Here is a 16,744-nt window from a genome sequence, read left to right as displayed (position 1 = left end):
TTCGCTATCTTGATCGCCGCCGCCCCCACCGGCCGCTCTCGCCCGTCCACTGATGAAGGAGCCGGCCATGGAGGCCGCCGCCACCACCTGTTTTCGCCATCCCGCGTACGAGACCGGTGTGAGCTGCACCCGCTGTGAACGCTTCATCTGCCCTGACTGCATGCGCGAGGCGGCCGTCGGCCATCACTGCGTCGAGTGCGTGCGGGAGGGGCGGCGCTCGGTTCGGCAGCCACGCACGGTGTTCGGCGCGGCGGTGTCCCGGGGCGCGGTGCCGATCGTCACCTGTGTGCTGATGGGGCTCAACATACTCGCGTACGTGGTTGAGCTGATCCGTCCGGAGATCGTCGACCGGTTCGGGATGACCGGCGCGGGGCTCGTCGGACCGGACGGCAGCCGGTACATCTACACGGGCCTCGACTTCCACGGCGTCGATGTGATCGGGGTGGTGGACGGCGAGTGGTACCGGCTGCTGACCGGGGCCTTCCTCCACCTCCCGCCGGGCGGGTCCTCCTTCGGTCCGCTGCCGTTCGGGGTGCTGCACATCGCCTTCAACATGTACGCGCTGTGGAATCTGGGCCGGGTCGTCGAGGCGCAGCTCGGCCGGACCCGCTATCTCGCGCTGTATCTGCTGTCCGCGCTGGGCGGTTCGGTCCTGGTGTATCTGATCGCGCCGCTGGACAACTCCGTGGGTGCCTCGGGTGCGGTCTTCGGTCTGGCGGCGTCGTTCTACGTCATCAACCGGCGGCTGGGCCGGGACATGCAGGCGGTGAACAGGTTCCTGGCCGGATTCCTGGTCTGGATGGTGATCTCCGCCGGGTTCACCTCGTGGCAGGGGCATCTGGGCGGCCTGCTGACCGGCGGCATCGTGACGGTGGTGTACGCGTACGCCCCGGCGCAGCGCCGCACGACGGTCCAGGCGGCCGTGTGCGTGGTGGTGTTCGCCGTGCTGATGCTGCTGGTGGTCCTCAAGACGTCGGCGCTGAGGGGCTGAGGCGCCGCTGAGGGCGTTGCGCGGGGCCTGTGCGACCCGCCCCGGGACGCGCCACGGCGCCTGCCGAATCGTCCGGTCGGGGACGGGCAGGCGCCGCGTTCAGTTCCGTACGCCGTTGTACGGGACGTCTGGTTGGGCCGTGATCAGACCATCATGGAACGGTCTGTCGGGCGGATCGGGGCATGCAGTGCGCTGGCCCCGGTCAGGAAGCGGTCCACGCCGCGTGCCGCGGAGCGGCCCTCGGCGATGGCCCACACGATGAGGGACTGGCCTCGGCCAGCGTCACCGGCGACGAAGACACCGTCGACGTTCGTAGCGTAGTGCTTGTCGCGGGCGATGTTGCCACGGGCGTCGAGTTCCAGGCCGAACTGCTGGACCAGGCCGTTGGCCTGGTCGGTGCCGGTGAAGCCCATGGCGAGGGTGACCAGCTGCGCCGGGATGACCCGCTCGGTGCCGGCCTTCTGCTCCAGCTTGCCGTCCTTGAACTCCACCTCGATGAGGTGGAGGGACTGGACGTTGCCGTCCTCGTCGCCCTCGAAGTGGGTGGTGGAGACGGAGTAGATCCGTCCCTCGCCCGCCTTCGGCGAGGAGGGGCCCTGCCCCTGAGCAGCACCCTCCTTGAGGCCCGCCAGGACCTCGGTCTCCTCGTGCGCGGAGGTGACCTTGTAGAGCATCGGGAAGGTCGGCCAGGGCTGGTTGGCGTTCCGGTCCTCGCCCGGCCGGGGCATGATCTCCAGCTGGGTGACGGACAGGGCGCCCTGGCGGTGGGCGGTGCCGACGCAGTCGGCGCCGGTGTCACCGCCGCCGATGACGACGACGTGCTTGCCCTCGGCGGTGATCGGGGAGACCGTCAGGTCGCCCTCCTGCACCTTGTTGGCGAGCGGCAGGTACTCCATCGCGAAGTGCACACCGTTCAGCTCGCGGCCCGGGACGGGCAGATCGCGGGAGACGGTGGCACCGGCGGCGACGACGACGGCGTCGTAGCGGCGGCGCAGCTTGGCTGCGTCGACGTCCCTGCCGACCTCGACCTCGGTGCGGAACTTGGTGCCCTCCGCGCGCATCTGCTCGATGCGGCGGTTGATGTGCGACTTCTCCATCTTGAACTCGGGGATGCCGTACCGCAGGAGGCCGCCGATGCGGTCCGCGCGCTCGTAGACGGCGACCGTGTGGCCGGCCCGGGTCAGCTGCTGGGCGGCGGCGAGTCCGGCCGGGCCGGAGCCGATGACGGCCACGGTCTTGCCGGAGAGGCGCTCGGGCGGCTGCGGGGTGACGTCGCCGCGGTCCCACGCCTTGTCGATGATGGAGACTTCGACGTTCTTGATGGTGACGGCCGGCTGGTTGATGCCGAGCACGCACGCCGACTCGCACGGGGCCGGGCAGAGCCGTCCGGTGAACTCCGGGAAGTTGTTCGTGGCGTGCAGGCGCTCGGACGCGGCGGTCCAGTCCTCGCGGTAGGCGTAGTCGTTCCACTCGGGGATGAGGTTTCCGAGCGGGCAGCCCTGGTGGCAGAACGGGATGCCGCAGTCCATGCAGCGGCCGGCCTGCTTGCTGATGATCGGGAGCAGCGAGCCCGGAACGTAGACCTCGTTCCAGTCCTTGACCCGCTCATCCACGGGGCGGGTCTTGGCGACCTCGCGGCCGGTGGTCAGGAAGCCCTTGGGGTCAGCCATTGGTCGCCGCCTCCATCATCTTCTCGGTGGTCTCCTGCTCGGAGAGACCGGCGAGCTCAGCGGCGTCCTTGGCGGCGAGCACTGCCTTGTAGGTGGACGGGATGATCTTGCTGAAGCGGGACACCGAGGTGTCCCACTCGGCGAGGAGTTTCTCGGCGACCGTGGACGCGGTCTCCTCCTGGTGGCGGCGCACGACGTCGTGCAGCCACTGCTTGTCGGTGTCGGAGAGTTCCTCGACGGCGCCGAGGTTTCCGACGTTGACGTGGTCGCGGTCGAGGTCGATGACGTAGGCGACGCCGCCCGACATGCCGGCCGCGAAGTTGCGTCCGGTCTCGCCGAGGACGACGGCGTGTCCGCCGGTCATGTACTCGCAGCCGTGGTCGCCCACGCCTTCCGAGACGACCGTGGCGCCGGAGTTGCGGACGCAGAAGCGCTCGCCTGTACGGCCGCGCAGGAACAGCTCGCCGCCGGTGGCGCCGTAGGCGATGGTGTTGCCGGCGATGGTGGAGTACTCGGCGAGGTGATCGGCACCGCGGTCCGGGCGGACGATGACCCGGCCGCCGGAGAGGCCCTTGCCGACGTAGTCGTTGGCGTCGCCCTCCAGGCGAAGCGTCACACCGCTGGGCAGGAAGGCACCGAAGGACTGGCCGGCGGAGCCGGTGAAGGTGATGTCGATGGTGTCCTCGGGCAGGCCCGCACCGCCGAACTTCTTCGTGACCTCGTGGCCGAGCATGGTGCCGACGGTCCGGTTGATGTTGCGGATCGCGATCTGCGCCCGGACCGGCTGGGCGGCTTCGGCGCTGTCGGCCTTCAGGGCGTCGGCGGCGAGCTTGACCAGCTCGTTGTCGAGGGCCCTGGACAGACCGTGGTCCTGCTCGGTGATCCGGTGCCGGACCGCACCCTCGGGCAGCTCGGGCACGTGGAAGAGCGGCTTGAGGTCGAGGCCCTGGGCCTTCCAGTGCGTGATCGCGCGGTCGGTGTCGAGCAGCTCGGCGTGGCCGACGGCTTCCTCGATCGTGCGGAAGCCGAGCTCGGCGAGGATCTCGCGGACTTCCTGTGCGATGAACTCGAAGAAGTTGACGATGTACTCGGCCTTGCCTGAGAACCGGTCGCGCAGGACCGGGTTCTGGGTGGCGATGCCGACCGGGCAGGTGTCCAGGTGGCAGACGCGCATCATGACGCAGCCGGAGACGACGAGCGGCGCGGTCGCGAAACCGAACTCCTCGGCGCCCAGCAGTGCGGCGATGACGACGTCGCGGCCGGTCTTGAGCTGGCCGTCGGTCTGCACGACGATCCGGTCGCGCAGGCCGTTGAGCAGCAGCGTCTGCTGGGTCTCGGCGAGGCCGAGCTCCCAGGGTCCGCCCGCGTGCTTCAGCGAGGTGAGCGGGGAGGCGCCCGTTCCGCCGTCGTGGCCGGAGATGAGGACGACGTCCGCGTGCGCCTTGGAGACACCGGCGGCGACCGTGCCGACGCCGACCTCGGAGACCAGCTTCACGTGGATGCGGGCCGCCGGGTTGGCGTTCTTGAGGTCGTGGATCAGCTGAGCCAGGTCCTCGATGGAGTAGATGTCGTGGTGCGGCGGCGGGGAGATCAGACCGACACCCGGGGTGGAGTGCCGGGTCTTGGCGACCCAGGGGTAGACCTTGTGGCCGGGCAGCTGGCCGCCCTCGCCGGGCTTGGCGCCCTGCGCCATCTTGATCTGGATGTCGTCCGCGTTGACCAGGTACTCACTGGTGACACCGAAGCGGCCGGAGGCGACCTGCTTGATGGACGAGCGGCGCGCCGGGTCGTAGAGCCGGTCGGCGTCCTCGCCGCCCTCGCCGGTGTTGGACTTGCCGCCCAGCTGGTTCATGGCGATGGCGAGGGTCTCGTGCGCCTCGCGGGAGATCGAGCCGTACGACATGGCGCCGGTGGAGAAGCGCTTGACGAGGTCGGCGACGGACTCGACCTCGTCGATGTCGATCGCCTCGCGGTCCGACTTGAAGCCGAACAGGCCGCGGAGCGTCATCAGCCGCTCGGACTGCTCGTTCACCCGGTCCGTGTACTGCTTGAAGATGTCGTACCGGCGGTTGCGGGCGGCGTGCTGGAGGCGGAAGACCGTCTCGGGGTCGAACAGGTGCGGTTCGCCCTCGCGGCGCCACTGGTACTCGCCGCCGATCTCCAGCGCCCGGTGCGAGGCGGAGATGCCGGAGGCGGGGTAGCCCTTGGCGTGCCGGGCGGCGACCTCCTTGGCGACGACGTCGAGCCCGGCGCCGCCGATCTTGGTGGTGGTGCCGTTGAAGTACTGCGCGACGAAGGCCTCGTCGAGGCCGACGGCCTCGAAGACCTGGGCTCCGCGGTAGGAGGCGACGGTGGAGATGCCCATCTTGGACATCACCTTCAGGACGCCCTTGCCCAGCGCGTAGATGAGGTTGCGGATGGCCTGGTCGGCCTCGATGCCCTCGATGAAGGTGCCGGCCCTGACCAGGTCCTCGACGGACTCCATGGCCAGGTACGGGTTGACGGCGGCGGCGCCGAAGCCGATCAGCAGCGCGACGTGGTGGACCTCGCGGACGTCACCGGCCTCGACCAGCAGCCCCACCTGGGTGCGCTGCTTGGTGCGGATGAGGTGGTGGTGGACGGCCGAGGTGAGCAGCAGCGACGGGATCGGCGCGTGCTCGGCGTCGGAGTGCCGGTCGGACAGGACGATCAGGCGGGCGCCGTCCTCTATGGCGGCGTCGACCTCGGTGCAGATCTCCTCGATCCGCGCGGCCAGCGCCTCGCCGCCGCCGCCGACCCGGTAGAGACCGGAGAGGGTGGCGGCCTTCATGCCCGGCATGTCGCCGTCGGCGTTGATGTGTATGAGCTTGGCCAGCTCGTCGTTGTCGATCACCGGGAAGGGCAGCGTGACGCTTCGACACGCGGCGGCGGTCGGCTCCAGGATGTTGCCGGCCGGGCCGAGCGTGGAGCGCAGCGAGGTGACGAGCTCCTCGCGGATGGCGTCCAGCGGCGGGTTGGTGACCTGCGCGAACAGCTGGGTGAAGTAGTCGAAGAGCAGCCGGGGGCGTGCGGACAGCGCGGCGATCGGCGAGTCCGTGCCCATGGAGCCGAGCGGCTCACCTGCGGTGCGGGCCATCGGGGCGAGGATGACGCGGAGCTCTTCCTCGGTGTAGCCGAAGGTCTGCTGGCGGCGGGTGACGGAGGCGTGCGTGTGCACGATGTGCTCCCGCTCGGGGAGGTCCTCCAGCTCGATCTCGCCGGTCTCCAGCCACTCCTGGTAGGGCTGCTCGGCGGCGAGGGACGCCTTGATCTCGTCGTCCTCGATGATGCGGTGCTCGGCGGTGTCGACGAGGAACATCTTGCCGGGCTGCAGGCGGCCCTTGCGGACGACCTTGGCGGGGTCGATGTCCAGGACGCCGACCTCGGAGGAGAGCACGACGAGGCCGTCGTCGGTGACCCAGTAGCGGCCGGGGCGCAGACCGTTGCGGTCGAGGACCGCGCCGACCTGGACGCCGTCGGTGAAGGTGACACAGGCCGGGCCGTCCCAGGGCTCCATCATCGTGGAGTGGTACTGGTAGAAGGCGCGCCGGGCCGGGTCCATCGAGGCGTGGTTCTCCCACGCCTCCGGGACCATCATCAGCACCGAGTGCGGCAGCGAGCGGCCGCCGAGGTGGAGCAGCTCCAGGACCTCGTCGAAGGAGGCGGAGTCGGAGGCGTCCGGGGTGCAGACAGGGAAGATCCGGTCCAGCTGCTCCGAGCCGAAGAGGCTGGAGGCGAGCTGGGACTCGCGGGCCTTCATCCAGTTGCGGTTGCCCTTGACCGTGTTGATCTCGCCGTTGTGCGCGACGAATCGGTACGGGTGGGCGAGCGGCCAGCTCGGGAAGGTGTTGGTGGAGAAGCGCGAGTGGACCAGCGCGACCGTGGTGGCGAAGCGGGCGTCGGAGAGGTCCGGGAAGAACGGCTCCAGCTGCCCGGTGGTGAGCATGCCCTTGTAGACGATCGTGCGGGCGGAGAGCGACGGGAAGTAGACCCCGGCCTCACGCTCGGCGCGCTTGCGCAGCACGAAGGCCTTGCGGTCCAGGACGATCCCGCTGCTCTCACCGTCCGCGACGAAGAGCTGGCGGAACTCGGGCATGGTGGCGCGGGCGCCCTTGCCGAGGATGTCGGGGGCGACCGGGACGTCGCGCCAGCCGAGGACCTTCAGGCCCTCCTCGGCGGCGATCTTCTCGAGGCCGCTGACGGCCGCTGTGGAGTCGTCCGCGGGAAGGAATGCGATGCCGACGGCGTAGGCACCGGCCTCGGGGAGGTCGAAGGGGACCTCTGCGCGCAGGAAGGTGTCCGGTACCTGGAGCAGGATTCCGGCTCCGTCACCGGAGTCGGGTTCGGATCCGGTGGCGCCGCGGTGTTCGAGGTTGCGCAGTACGGTCAGCGCCTGCTCGACCAGCTCGTGGCCGGCCACACCGGTCAGAGTGGCGACGAATCCGACACCACAGGCGTCGTGCTCGTTGCGGGGGTCGTACATCCCCTGGGGGGCGGGGCGACCGTCCATGGGCGACCAGGCGTCGGTGCGCATCGGCTCTCCCGTCGTCGTCGTGGCATATGAGCAGCCGAGGGACGACGTTGGCCCTCTGCGAAATTTCGTGCAGATTACATGATGGGACGCTTCTCAAGAAGCGGATAGCTCGTTCCAACATACGGACACCGCGAAGGCGGTGGAGTGGGTCGCAGTCGGAGGATCGGCGCCCGGGAGACCGCAGAGAGCAGGCGTCGTTGCCTGCGGTGTCTACGGCTCATGCCCGGCGGCAAAGGAAACGAAACCGCCGGGTAACGACTACTTATGTGTAGCCCTGCATAGACTCTCATTTTACGTCGCGCGAGGCCGTCCCGCCCAGTGGCCCGGGCCAAGACGTACGTCACACGGATGGCGCACACGTTACGGCCATGCTGCGCGGCCCGGCGCCCCTGCGATACCTCAGCCCCCGACGGCCACACCGAACAGCATGCCCAGACCGTAGGTGATCGCGGCCGCCGCGCCGCCCAGCACCAGCTGGCGCAGCCCGCTGAACCACCAGCTGCGGGCCGTGACCCGGGCGACCACCGCGCCGCAGCCGAAGAGCCCGGCCAGGGCGAGCAGCACGGCCGGCCACAGCGCGTCGGCGCCGAAGAGGTACGGCAGCAGGGGGAGCAGGGCACCGAGCGCGAAGGCGCCGAACGAGGACACCGCGGCGACGAGCGGCGAGGGCAGATCGCCCGGGTCTATGCCGAGCTCCTCGCGGGCGTGGATCTCCAGGGCCTGTTCCGGATCGCGGGACAGCTGCCGGGCGACCTCGCGGGCGAGGCCCTTGTCGACGCCCCGGGACTCGTAGAGCTCGGCGAGCTCCCGCTCCTCGTCCATCGGGTGCTTGCGCAGCTCCCGCCGCTCGACGTCGAGCTCGGCCTCGACGAGCTCGCGCTGCGAGGCGACGGAGGTGTACTCACCGGCCGCCATCGAGAAGGCGCCGGCGGCCAGACCGGCCAGTCCGGTGATCACGATCGTCCGGTGCGAGACGTCGCCACCCGCGACGCCGGTCATCAGGGCGAGGTTCGAGACGAGACCGTCCATGGCGCCGAACACCGCCGGCCGCAGCCAGCCACCGTTGACGTCACGGTGCGTGTGGTTGTCCCGGTGCGCCTCGTGCAGTACGGCGTCGGTCTCGATGATGGACACAGCTCTCCCCTTCTCCCGGAGGGGTGTTCACCCGCTCCGACCCCGTTCGACACCATCGAAAGTACGCACGAAAAATGGCCCCCGCCAGCAAGGCAGGCCGTACTTACCACTGTGTGTGACCGGATAGGTACGGCTTGCCTTGCTGTTCGAAGGACGTCATCCGAGTGGCCCTTTTCTTATGATCAGCGGCCTTTGTCGATGCTCTGCGTGGCAGATATCCCACAGGCAGGAGAACTGGCTCGGCAGGAGCGAAGGGTCGACGCGATGGAGCTGATCGCAGGAATTCACACAGCACCGCGGACGGACGGCACGCGGACGGCGGTGCGGGAGGTACCGGCCCCGGGCGAAACGCCCCGGGGCGGTCCGGGCGACCGGGCCGGCGGCTCCATGCTGGGCCTCGCGGTCGGCGACGCGCTGGGGGCACCGGCGGAGAACCTGCGGCCCTCCGAGATCCGCCGCCGCTGGGGCCGCATCGAGGGCTTCGTGAGCGACGACCCGGCGGGCACCGACGACACGGAGTACGCGATCTTCTCCGGGCTGCTGCTGGCCCGGCACGGTTCGGCGCTGACCGTCACCCATGTCGAACGGGCCTGGCGGCTGTGGATCGCCGATCTGGACGAGGGGCCGTTCCGCGGTGCCGGTTTCAGCGAACGCGGCACCCTGGAGAACCTGCGCCGGGGCCTGGCCGCCCCGATCTCCGCCCAGCACCGGCATGCCTGGAGCGACGGTCTGGCGATGCGGGCTGCGCCGTTCGGCGTCTTCGCGGCGGGCAGGCCCGCCGAGGCGGCCCGGCTCGTCGCGGTGGACGGCCGGGTCAGCCACGAGGGCGAGGGCATCTACGGCGGCCAGGCGGTGGCGGCCGGGGTGGCAGCCGCGATGACAGGCGCCGGGGTCACCTCCGTGATCGCCGCCGCCCTCTCCGTCGTACCGATGGACTCCTGGACGGCCCGATCGCTGCGCCGCGCGGTGACGGCGGCCCAGCGCCCCTACCCGGACCGGCTCACGATGGAGCGTGCGGTGCGCTCGGCCGTGGTCGTCGGCGGCTACCCGTGGACGGACCTGGCGCCGGAGGCGGTGGGCCTGGCCTTCGGCGCGTTCGCCGCCGCACGCGGCGACTTCCGCACGGCGGTGCTGACCGCCGTCAACATGGGCCGCGACGCCGACACGACGGCCGCGGTGGCGGGCGCGCTGGCCGGGGCGCTGCACGGGCTCTCGGCCATCCCGCGCCACTGGGCGGACGCGATCGGCCCGGTCCGGGGCAGCTGCCTGCCCTCGATGCGCGGTCACCACGTCCTGGACATCGCGGAGCTGCTCACGCCGGCCGAGGCGGACGAGCGCGGCGCCACGGGTCGCCCGGCCGGCCGGGACCCGGATGCCACCGGCCCCGCGGCTTCCACAGACCGCGAGAACGGCACCGCCCCCGTCGCGGGCGGAACGGCGGTCGGGCGATGACCACCACGAGGGACACCGCACACGCCGGGCACCCGGACGCGGCGCGCGGGGCCGACGGACGCGAAGTGGGGGCCGGCCCCGGCCCCGACGGGCCCGGACTCGACGCGGAACGCGGGCCCGACGCGGAGCCCCGGTCCCACGAGCGCGGGCGCGACGCGTGCGACGCGGGTCTTCCCGCGCGGCCGTCCACCGGCCGGCGGGCCCGGATCGAGGGGCTGCTGCTCGGGCTGGCCGCAGGGGACGCCGCCGGGTGGCCGGCCGCGCGGCACCGGGCGGCCCGGATGCCGGAGTGGACCCGGCGCCTCACCCGCGAGCTGGACACCTTCGCGGAGCAGAACGCGACCACCACACTGCCCGTCCCCATCGCCCTGAACCAGCCGCCCGAGCCCCTGCGGCTGGGTCCGTCCGACGACGCCGAATGGGCGGCGTTCGCGGCCGGGACCGTACTGACCTCGGCGTCCTGCGCCCTGCAGGACCTCTCCCCCGGGCGGCGGACGCGGGCCGCCGTGGACGCGGCCTGGAACGCGCTGGCCGCCGAGGTCGCCGCTGCCGCGGCCCGGGCCCCCGAGGTCGAGGCGGCGGTGCTGCCGCTGCGGGCCCGGATCTCGGTGCGCGCCGGTCTGGGCAACCTGGCCGCCGGGCTGCGTCCGCCCGCCACCGGCCACGACAACCCGCACTACTTCGACGACGCGGCGTGCGTACGGGCCGCCGTACTGGCGGTCGCCCACCCCGGGGACCCCGTCGCGGCGGCCGGTCTCGCGGAGTTCGACGCGCGCTACACCCAGGACGGCGACGGCGTGCACGGAGCACGGGCGATGGCCGCCGCGATCGCCGAGGCGCTCGGCGGGGCGGACGTGGACACGGCCGTGAACGCCGCCCTGGCACAGCTTCCCGAAGGCACCGAGATCGCCCGCAACGCCGCGCACGCCGTCCGGATCGCCCGCGAGTTCGCCGGCGAGCCGGCGGGCGCCTTCGCCCTGGTGCCGGTGCTGGAGCACCAGATCGTGGACCACGTCTACAGCTACGGGATCGCCGCGGCCGAGACCGTCCCGGTCGCCCTCGCCCTGGCCACCGCGGCCCGCGGCGAGATCGCCCAGGCCGTGCCGTCCGCGGCCTGTCTGTCCCGGGTCGCCGATTCGGCACCGGCCCTGGCCGGTGCGCTGACGGGAGCGCTCGGCGGCATCGCCACCGTGCCGGACGGCTGGCGCGAGGCGTGCCGGACCCTGGCCGGGTGCGCGCTGCCCCGTTTCGCGGGCACGGATCTGATGGAACTCGCCGGGCTGCTGGCAGACACGGAACCGGCACCCCGGGGTGGACAATTCGGACATGACATCCACTGCGCCGATGGCGCCCACGAGGTCCGCACCCACGACGCCCACGGCGCTCACCCTCGATGAACGGATCGCGGGCGCGCTCGTCGGCGCCGCCGTGGGCGACGCGCTCGGCGGTCCGGTCGAGGGCCGGCCCCCCGAGCAGATCGTGGCCCGGCACGGCGGGCGGATCACCGGCGTCGTCGGTCCGTGGGACGGCGACGACTGGCGTACCGCCCGCCCCATCGCCCCGTACCACAAGGGCGACGGGCACGTCACCGACGACACCTTGATGACCCATGCGCTGGTTCGGGTGTACGGGAAGGTGCGCGGCCACCTCGACGCGTACTCCGTGGCCGACCACCTGGTGCCGGAGCTGATCTCCAACCCCCGCTGGATTCCGGAGCTGGAGGCCGAGGCGCTGCCGCTCCAGCGCGTCTTCCTCGCCGAGAAGTGGATCGTCGCCCGGCTGCACTACGGCCATGTCGACCCGCGCGAGGCCGGCTCCGGAAACATCGTCAACTGCGGTGCGGCGATGTACATGGCGCCGGTCGGTCTGGTGAACGCCGCCCATCCGCAGGCCGCTTACGCCGAGGCGCTGGATATCGCGGGCGCCCACCAGTCCTCCTACGGAAGGGAGGCGGCCGGGGTCTTCGCAGCCGCCGTCGCCGCGGCCTGCGCACCGGGGGCGACGCCCGCGACGGTCGTCGAGAGCTGCCTGTCGCTCGCCAAGGACGGCACTCTGGCCGCCATCGAGGCGGTGTGCGAAACAGCCTCCCACCACCGGGACTTCGAGTCCGCCCTGATTCCGTTGCGGGAGGCCGTCGCACCCTTCGACACCGTCGGCCCCGACTACCGTGCCCCCTCGCTCGGCGCCCGCCGCCCCTCCCGGCTGCACGCCATCGAGGAGCTGCCCGTCGCGCTCGGCATGCTGCTCGTCGCGGACGGGGACTACCGGAACGCGGTCCTGGGTTCGGTCAACTACGGACGGGACTGCGATTCGATCGCCACCATGAGCGGCGCCATCGCGGGGGCGCTGCACGGCGAACGGGCCGTCCCCGCCGACTGGGTGAAGACGGTCGCCTCGGCCAGCCGACTCGATCTGCACGCCCCGGCCCGGACCCTGTCGGACGTCGCCCGCGAGGTGTTCGCGCACGACACAGCCCGCCGCCGCGCCCACGAGGCCGCCTTCACCTCGCTGGCGGGCACCCCATGACCGCGACGGTACGGGCCACCTGGGTACAACCGGAGGACCTGGTCGGGCACGAGCTGCGGCAGGCCGCCGAGGACGGGCGCGACGCCCGGGACATCGCACGCCGGTGGTACGAGGCCGGCGGATCGCCGGCGCCGGGCCGCGCGGGCGCGTCCGAGCACCCCGCCACACCGGAGCTGCGCGCGGTCGCCGAACACCTGCTGGACGAACTCGCCCTGCTGGAAGCTCCGTCGGCCGACGAGGAGCCGACCGGGATCGACGCGATCCGGGCCGCGTGCCCGCACTGGCCGGGGCCTCTGACGGACCGGCCCGCCGTGGGCCGCGAGCGGCTGCACGCCGCCTGGCTGGGACGAGCGGCGGGCTGTCTGCTCGGGAAGCCGGTCGAGAAGCTGCCGCTGGAGGGCATCCGCGCCCTGGCCCGCGCCACCGGGAACTGGCCGCTCACCACCTGGTTCACCGCCCGCGGCCTGCCCCCGGGGCTGGCCGCCACCTACCCCTGGAACCGGCGCTCCGCGACGACCTCGCTCGCCGAGAACATCGACGGCATGCCGGAGGACGACGACCTCAACTACCCGCTCCTCACCCTGGTGCTGCTCCAGCGGTGCGGCCGGGACTTCAGCACCGCCGACGTCGGAAGGCTCTGGCTCGACGAGCTGCCGGCGGGCCGGACGTTCACCGCCGAGCGGATCGCGTACCGCAATCTGCTGGACGGCTTCGAACCGCCGGACACCGCCCGGTACCGCAATCCGTTCCGGGAGTGGATCGGGGCGCAGATCCGGGCCGATGTGCACGGCTGGACCCATCCCGGCGATCCCTCCGCCGCGGCGGAGCAGGCCCACCGGGACGCGGTCCTCACCCACACCGGGAACGGGGTGTACGGCGCGATGTTCACCGCTGCGGCGCTCGCCGAGGCGGCCGGTGGCGAGGCCGACGTCCACGGCTGTCTGGCCGCCGGGCTCAGGGTCGTACCACCGGGCTCACGGTTCGCCCGCGCGGTACGGGACGGTGTCGTGGCAGCGCGCGAGGAGGCGGACTTCGATACGGTCGTCGACCGGCTCCACGACCGATACGGCAGGTATCACTGGGTGCATGTGCTGCCCAACGCGGCTCTGCTCGCCGCCGCGCTCACCCACGCGGACGGCGATTTCACCGGGTCCGTCTGCCGTGCGGTGTCCGGCGGCTGGGACACCGACTCCAACGGGGCGACCGCGGGTTCGCTCGCCGGGCTGCTGGCCGGGCGGCCCGAGGCGCTGCCCGACCGGTGGACCACCCCGCTGAAGAACCGGCTCGCCACGTCCGTACCCGGTTTCGACTCGGTCGGCTTCGACACCCTCGCCGATCTGACCCACCGGCTCACCCATGAGGAGGCACTCCGCCCATGACCAAAGTCGCGGTGCTCGGCAGCACCAATATGGATCTTGTGGCCTACGTCGACCGGGCTCCGGAGCGCGGGGAGACGGTCACCGGGCAGGAGTTCCGCACCGTCCCCGGCGGCAAGGGCGCCAACCAGGCCGTCGCCGCCGCCCGTGCGGGCGGTGACGTGATGATGATCGGTGCGGTCGGCAACGACGAGTACGGGCTGCGGATGCGGGAGAACCTGGAGCACTCGGGCGTGGACACCGATCTGCTGCACACCGCCGAAGGGCCCAGCGGGACCGCGCACATCGTGGTGGACGCCAAGGGTTCCAACGCGATCGTGGTCATCCCCGGTGCGAACGGCGCCGTCACCGGGCTCGGTCCGGGCGAGATCGCCGCGGTCGCCGACGCCGATCTGCTGCTGCTCCAGCTGGAGCTGCCGATGTCCGCGGTGATCGAGGGGGCGCGGGCCGGTCACGCCCAGGGGGTACGGGTCCTCCTCACCCCGTCGCCCGTACAGGAACTGCCCGACGAACTCCTCGACTGCGTCGACCTGCTGATCCCCAATGAGCACGAGGCGGCCGAGCTGTCCGGGCACGCCGAACCGCATGCGGCGGCGGAGGTCCTGCTCAGCCATGTGCCGGCGGTCGTCATCACCCTCGGCTCGAAGGGCTGCCTGTACGCGGCCCGGGGCAGCCGGACCGTTCACTTCCCGGCTCCCGAGGTCACCGCCGTCGACACAACCGGCGCCGGGGACACCTTCGTCGGCACGCTCGCCGTGGCGATCGGCGATGGCCTGCCGGTGCCGCAGGCCATCGCCCGGGCCTCCGCGGCCGCCGCGCTCTGCGTACAGAAGCAGGGTGCCTCGACCTCCATGCCGTACCGCAGCGAAATCGACGCCGCATGACCGGGCCCGCGGCAGCGCCGCCCCTCACCGGACTCCGGGTCATCGATCTCGCCACGCTCTTCGCGGGTCCCCTGTGCGCGACCATGCTCGGCGACTACGGCGCCGAGGTGATCAAGGTCGAGCATCCGGGGCGGCCCGATCCGTCCCGGGGACACGGCCCCACGAAGGACGGCATCGGTCTGTGGTGGAAGCTGCTCGGCCGCAACAAGCGCACCATGACGCTCGACCTGTCCGGGCCCGGGGGCCGCGACATCCTGCTGCGGCTCGCCGCCGACACCGATGTGATCATCGAGAACTTCCGGCCGGGCACACTGGAGCGGTGGGGGCTGGGCTGGGAGGAGCTGCACGCGGTCAACCCGCGGCTGGTGCTGGCCCGGGTCACGGGCTTCGGCCAGTTCGGCCCGTACGCGCACCGTCCCGGCTTCGGGACGCTCGCGGAGGCGATGAGCGGATTCGCGGCGATCACCGGGGAACCGGACGGGCCGCCGACACTGCCGCCGTTCGGTCTCGCCGACTCCATCGCGGCGATCGCCACCGCGTTCGCGGTGATGACGGCGCTGGCCGGGCGGGAGCGCACCGGTGAGGGCCAGGTCGTCGACCTGGCGATCATCGAACCGATCCTCACGGTGCTCGGGCCGCAGCCCCTCTGGTACGACCAGCTCGGTTATGTCCAGCCGCGCACCGGCAACCGTTCGCGCAACAACGCCCCGCGCAACACCTACCGCACCTCCGACGGACAGTGGGTCGCCGTCTCCACCTCGGCGCAGTCCGTCGCCGAGCGCGTGATGCGGCTGGTGGGGCGGGCTGAGCTGATCGACGAGCCATGGTTCGCCTCGGGCACCACGCGCGCCGGCCACAGCGAGGAGCTCGACGAGGCGGTCGGCAACTGGATCGCCCGGCACACCCGTGACGACGCGGTCTCCGCGTTCGAGAAGGCGGAGGCGGCCATCGCACCCATCCAGGACATCAGTGACGTGATGGAGGACCCGCAGTACCGGGCGCTGGACTCCATCACGGAGGTCGACGACCCCGAACTGGGCCCGCTGCGGATGCAGAACGTCCTGTTCCGGCTCTCGGGGACCCCCGGGGCGATCCGCTGGGCGGGCCGGCCGCACGGGGCGGACACCGAGGAGATCCTCACCGGGCTCGGTCTGACCGGCCCGGAGATCTCGGCACTGCGGGCGGAGCGCGTGCTGTGACCGCGACGATCCCGCTCACCTGGCTGTACGTCCCCGGGGACCGGCCGGACGTGGTGGGCAAGGCGCGCGGCTCCGGGGCGGACGTGGTGATCGTGGACCTGGAGGACGCGGTCGCCCCCGACCGCAAGGAGTACGCACGGGCGGCCACCGTGGAACTCCTCTCCGGCCCCGCGGGCCCCGGCGAGGTGCCGGTCCATGTCCGGGTCCACACCGAGGCCGACGTCCTGGCCCTGGCAGGGCTGCCGGGCCTGGCGGAACTGCGGCTGCCGAAGATCACCCATGCTGCCTCCGTCCACCACATCGCCGCGCTGGCCCCGGGGGTCGCGCTCTGTCCCCTGCTGGAGTCCGCGCTCGGCATCGAGCACGCGTACTCGGTGGCAGCCGCCCACCCCCAGGTGCGCTCCATCGCGCTGGGCGAGGCGGATCTGCGGGCGGATCTGGGAGTGCGGGACGACACGGGGCTCGACTGGTCACGCAGCCGGGCGGTGGTGGCGGCCCGGGCGGCGGGCCTTGTCCCGCCCACCCAGTCGGTCTTCCCGGACGTCCGGGACCTGGACGGGCTGTGGGCGTCCTGCGCGCACGGCCGGGCGCTGGGGTTCCTGGGGCGGGCGGCGATCCACCCCCGGCAGTTGCCGGTGATCGAGCGTGCGTTCCGGCCGACGCCGCGCGAGATCGAGGCCGCGCAGGAGATCGTCGAGGCGGCCCGGACGGAGGCGGGCGCGCTGGCCCTGCCGGACGGGCGCTTCGTGGACGCGGCGGTGGTGGCCTCGGCCCACCGCACGCTTGCCCTGGCGGGGCGCACGGTGGTGGCCGGCCAACGGTGACCCGGGCCCCGTGGTGTCCTCAATCGCCGGACGGGCTGGGTTTGCCGGACAGGCTGACTTCTGGCTTCGCCCGGCACATCCGAAGGGGCCCACAGGAACCCGGCGTCGGGCAGCAAAATCAAGCCCGTCCGGCGAT

General features: G+C 72.0%; 11 protein-coding genes. 8 read left to right on the top strand and 3 right to left on the bottom strand.

Features of this window, described 5'->3' with window-relative positions:
- The first annotated feature begins 67 nt into the window (after nucleotides 1–67).
- Complete coding sequence (locus ACFVJX_RS06825) at nucleotides 68–991, top strand: rhomboid family intramembrane serine protease (RefSeq protein ID WP_384130507.1); 924 nt, start codon at nucleotides 68–70, stop codon at nucleotides 989–991.
- 143 nt (nucleotides 992–1,134) lie between these two features.
- Here the strand turns inward: ACFVJX_RS06825 and ACFVJX_RS06820 are convergent, their stop codons facing one another.
- The 3 genes from ACFVJX_RS06820 to ACFVJX_RS06810 all read right to left on the bottom strand — a co-directional run bounded on the left by ACFVJX_RS06820 (nucleotide 1,135) and on the right by ACFVJX_RS06810 (nucleotide 8,347).
- Nucleotides 1,135–2,661 carry a glutamate synthase subunit beta gene (locus tag ACFVJX_RS06820; RefSeq protein ID WP_384130504.1) on the bottom strand — a complete coding sequence of 509 codons (1,527 nt, stop codon included), beginning with the start codon at nucleotides 2,659–2,661 and terminating at the stop codon, nucleotides 1,135–1,137.
- A complete protein-coding gene (gltB, locus tag ACFVJX_RS06815) occupies nucleotides 2,654–7,213 on the bottom strand; it encodes a glutamate synthase large subunit (RefSeq protein ID WP_384130502.1) in 4,560 nt (1,519 codons plus the stop codon). Before gltB ends, ACFVJX_RS06820 begins: the two co-directional genes overlap by 8 nt.
- Nucleotides 7,214–7,612: 399 nt before the next feature.
- Nucleotides 7,613–8,347, bottom strand: a complete 735-nt coding sequence (locus ACFVJX_RS06810) for a VIT1/CCC1 transporter family protein (protein WP_384130499.1) — start codon at nucleotides 8,345–8,347, stop codon at nucleotides 7,613–7,615.
- 264 nt (nucleotides 8,348–8,611) lie between these two features.
- On the opposite strand from ACFVJX_RS06810, the gene ACFVJX_RS06805 reads away from it, so the two are divergent.
- Genes ACFVJX_RS06805 through ACFVJX_RS06775 form a run of 7 tightly spaced genes read left to right on the top strand, consistent with a single transcriptional unit; the run spans nucleotide 8,612 to nucleotide 16,608 of the window.
- The gene (locus tag ACFVJX_RS06805) at nucleotides 8,612–9,799 is read left to right on the top strand and encodes an ADP-ribosylglycohydrolase family protein (RefSeq protein WP_384130529.1); all 1,188 of its coding nucleotides are present in this window, start codon (nucleotides 8,612–8,614) and stop codon (nucleotides 9,797–9,799) included.
- Nucleotides 9,796–11,196: an ADP-ribosylglycohydrolase family protein gene (locus tag ACFVJX_RS06800; RefSeq protein WP_384130496.1), complete on the top strand. Its 1,401-nt coding sequence runs from the start codon at nucleotides 9,796–9,798 to the stop codon at nucleotides 11,194–11,196. Before ACFVJX_RS06805 ends, ACFVJX_RS06800 begins: the two co-directional genes overlap by 4 nt.
- On the top strand, nucleotides 11,126–12,325 hold the full coding sequence (locus tag ACFVJX_RS06795) for an ADP-ribosylglycohydrolase family protein (protein ID WP_384130493.1): 1,200 nt from the start codon (nucleotides 11,126–11,128) through the stop codon (nucleotides 12,323–12,325). The genes ACFVJX_RS06800 and ACFVJX_RS06795 overlap by 71 nt, the downstream gene beginning before the upstream one ends.
- Complete coding sequence (locus tag ACFVJX_RS06790) at nucleotides 12,322–13,704, top strand: ADP-ribosylglycohydrolase family protein (RefSeq protein ID WP_384130490.1); 1,383 nt, start codon at nucleotides 12,322–12,324, stop codon at nucleotides 13,702–13,704. The genes ACFVJX_RS06795 and ACFVJX_RS06790 overlap by 4 nt, the downstream gene beginning before the upstream one ends.
- Nucleotides 13,701–14,585: a ribokinase gene (rbsK, locus tag ACFVJX_RS06785; protein ID WP_384130487.1), complete on the top strand. Its 885-nt coding sequence runs from the start codon at nucleotides 13,701–13,703 to the stop codon at nucleotides 14,583–14,585. Before ACFVJX_RS06790 ends, rbsK begins: the two co-directional genes overlap by 4 nt.
- On the top strand, nucleotides 14,582–15,784 hold the full coding sequence (locus tag ACFVJX_RS06780; RefSeq protein ID WP_384130484.1) for a CaiB/BaiF CoA transferase family protein: 1,203 nt from the start codon (nucleotides 14,582–14,584) through the stop codon (nucleotides 15,782–15,784). Before rbsK ends, ACFVJX_RS06780 begins: the two co-directional genes overlap by 4 nt.
- Nucleotides 15,781–16,608, top strand: a complete 828-nt coding sequence (locus tag ACFVJX_RS06775) for an HpcH/HpaI aldolase/citrate lyase family protein (protein ID WP_384130482.1) — start codon at nucleotides 15,781–15,783, stop codon at nucleotides 16,606–16,608. The genes ACFVJX_RS06780 and ACFVJX_RS06775 overlap by 4 nt, the downstream gene beginning before the upstream one ends.
- Nucleotides 16,609–16,744 lie beyond the last annotated feature (136 nt).

Origin of the sequence: Streptomyces sp. NPDC127177, from assembly GCF_042672475.1 — a bacterium.
GTDB lineage: Bacteria > Actinomycetota > Actinomycetes > Streptomycetales > Streptomycetaceae > Streptomyces.
The sequence above is the reverse complement of the archived record's forward strand: the minus strand, read 5'-3'. Positions and strand labels throughout refer to the sequence as shown.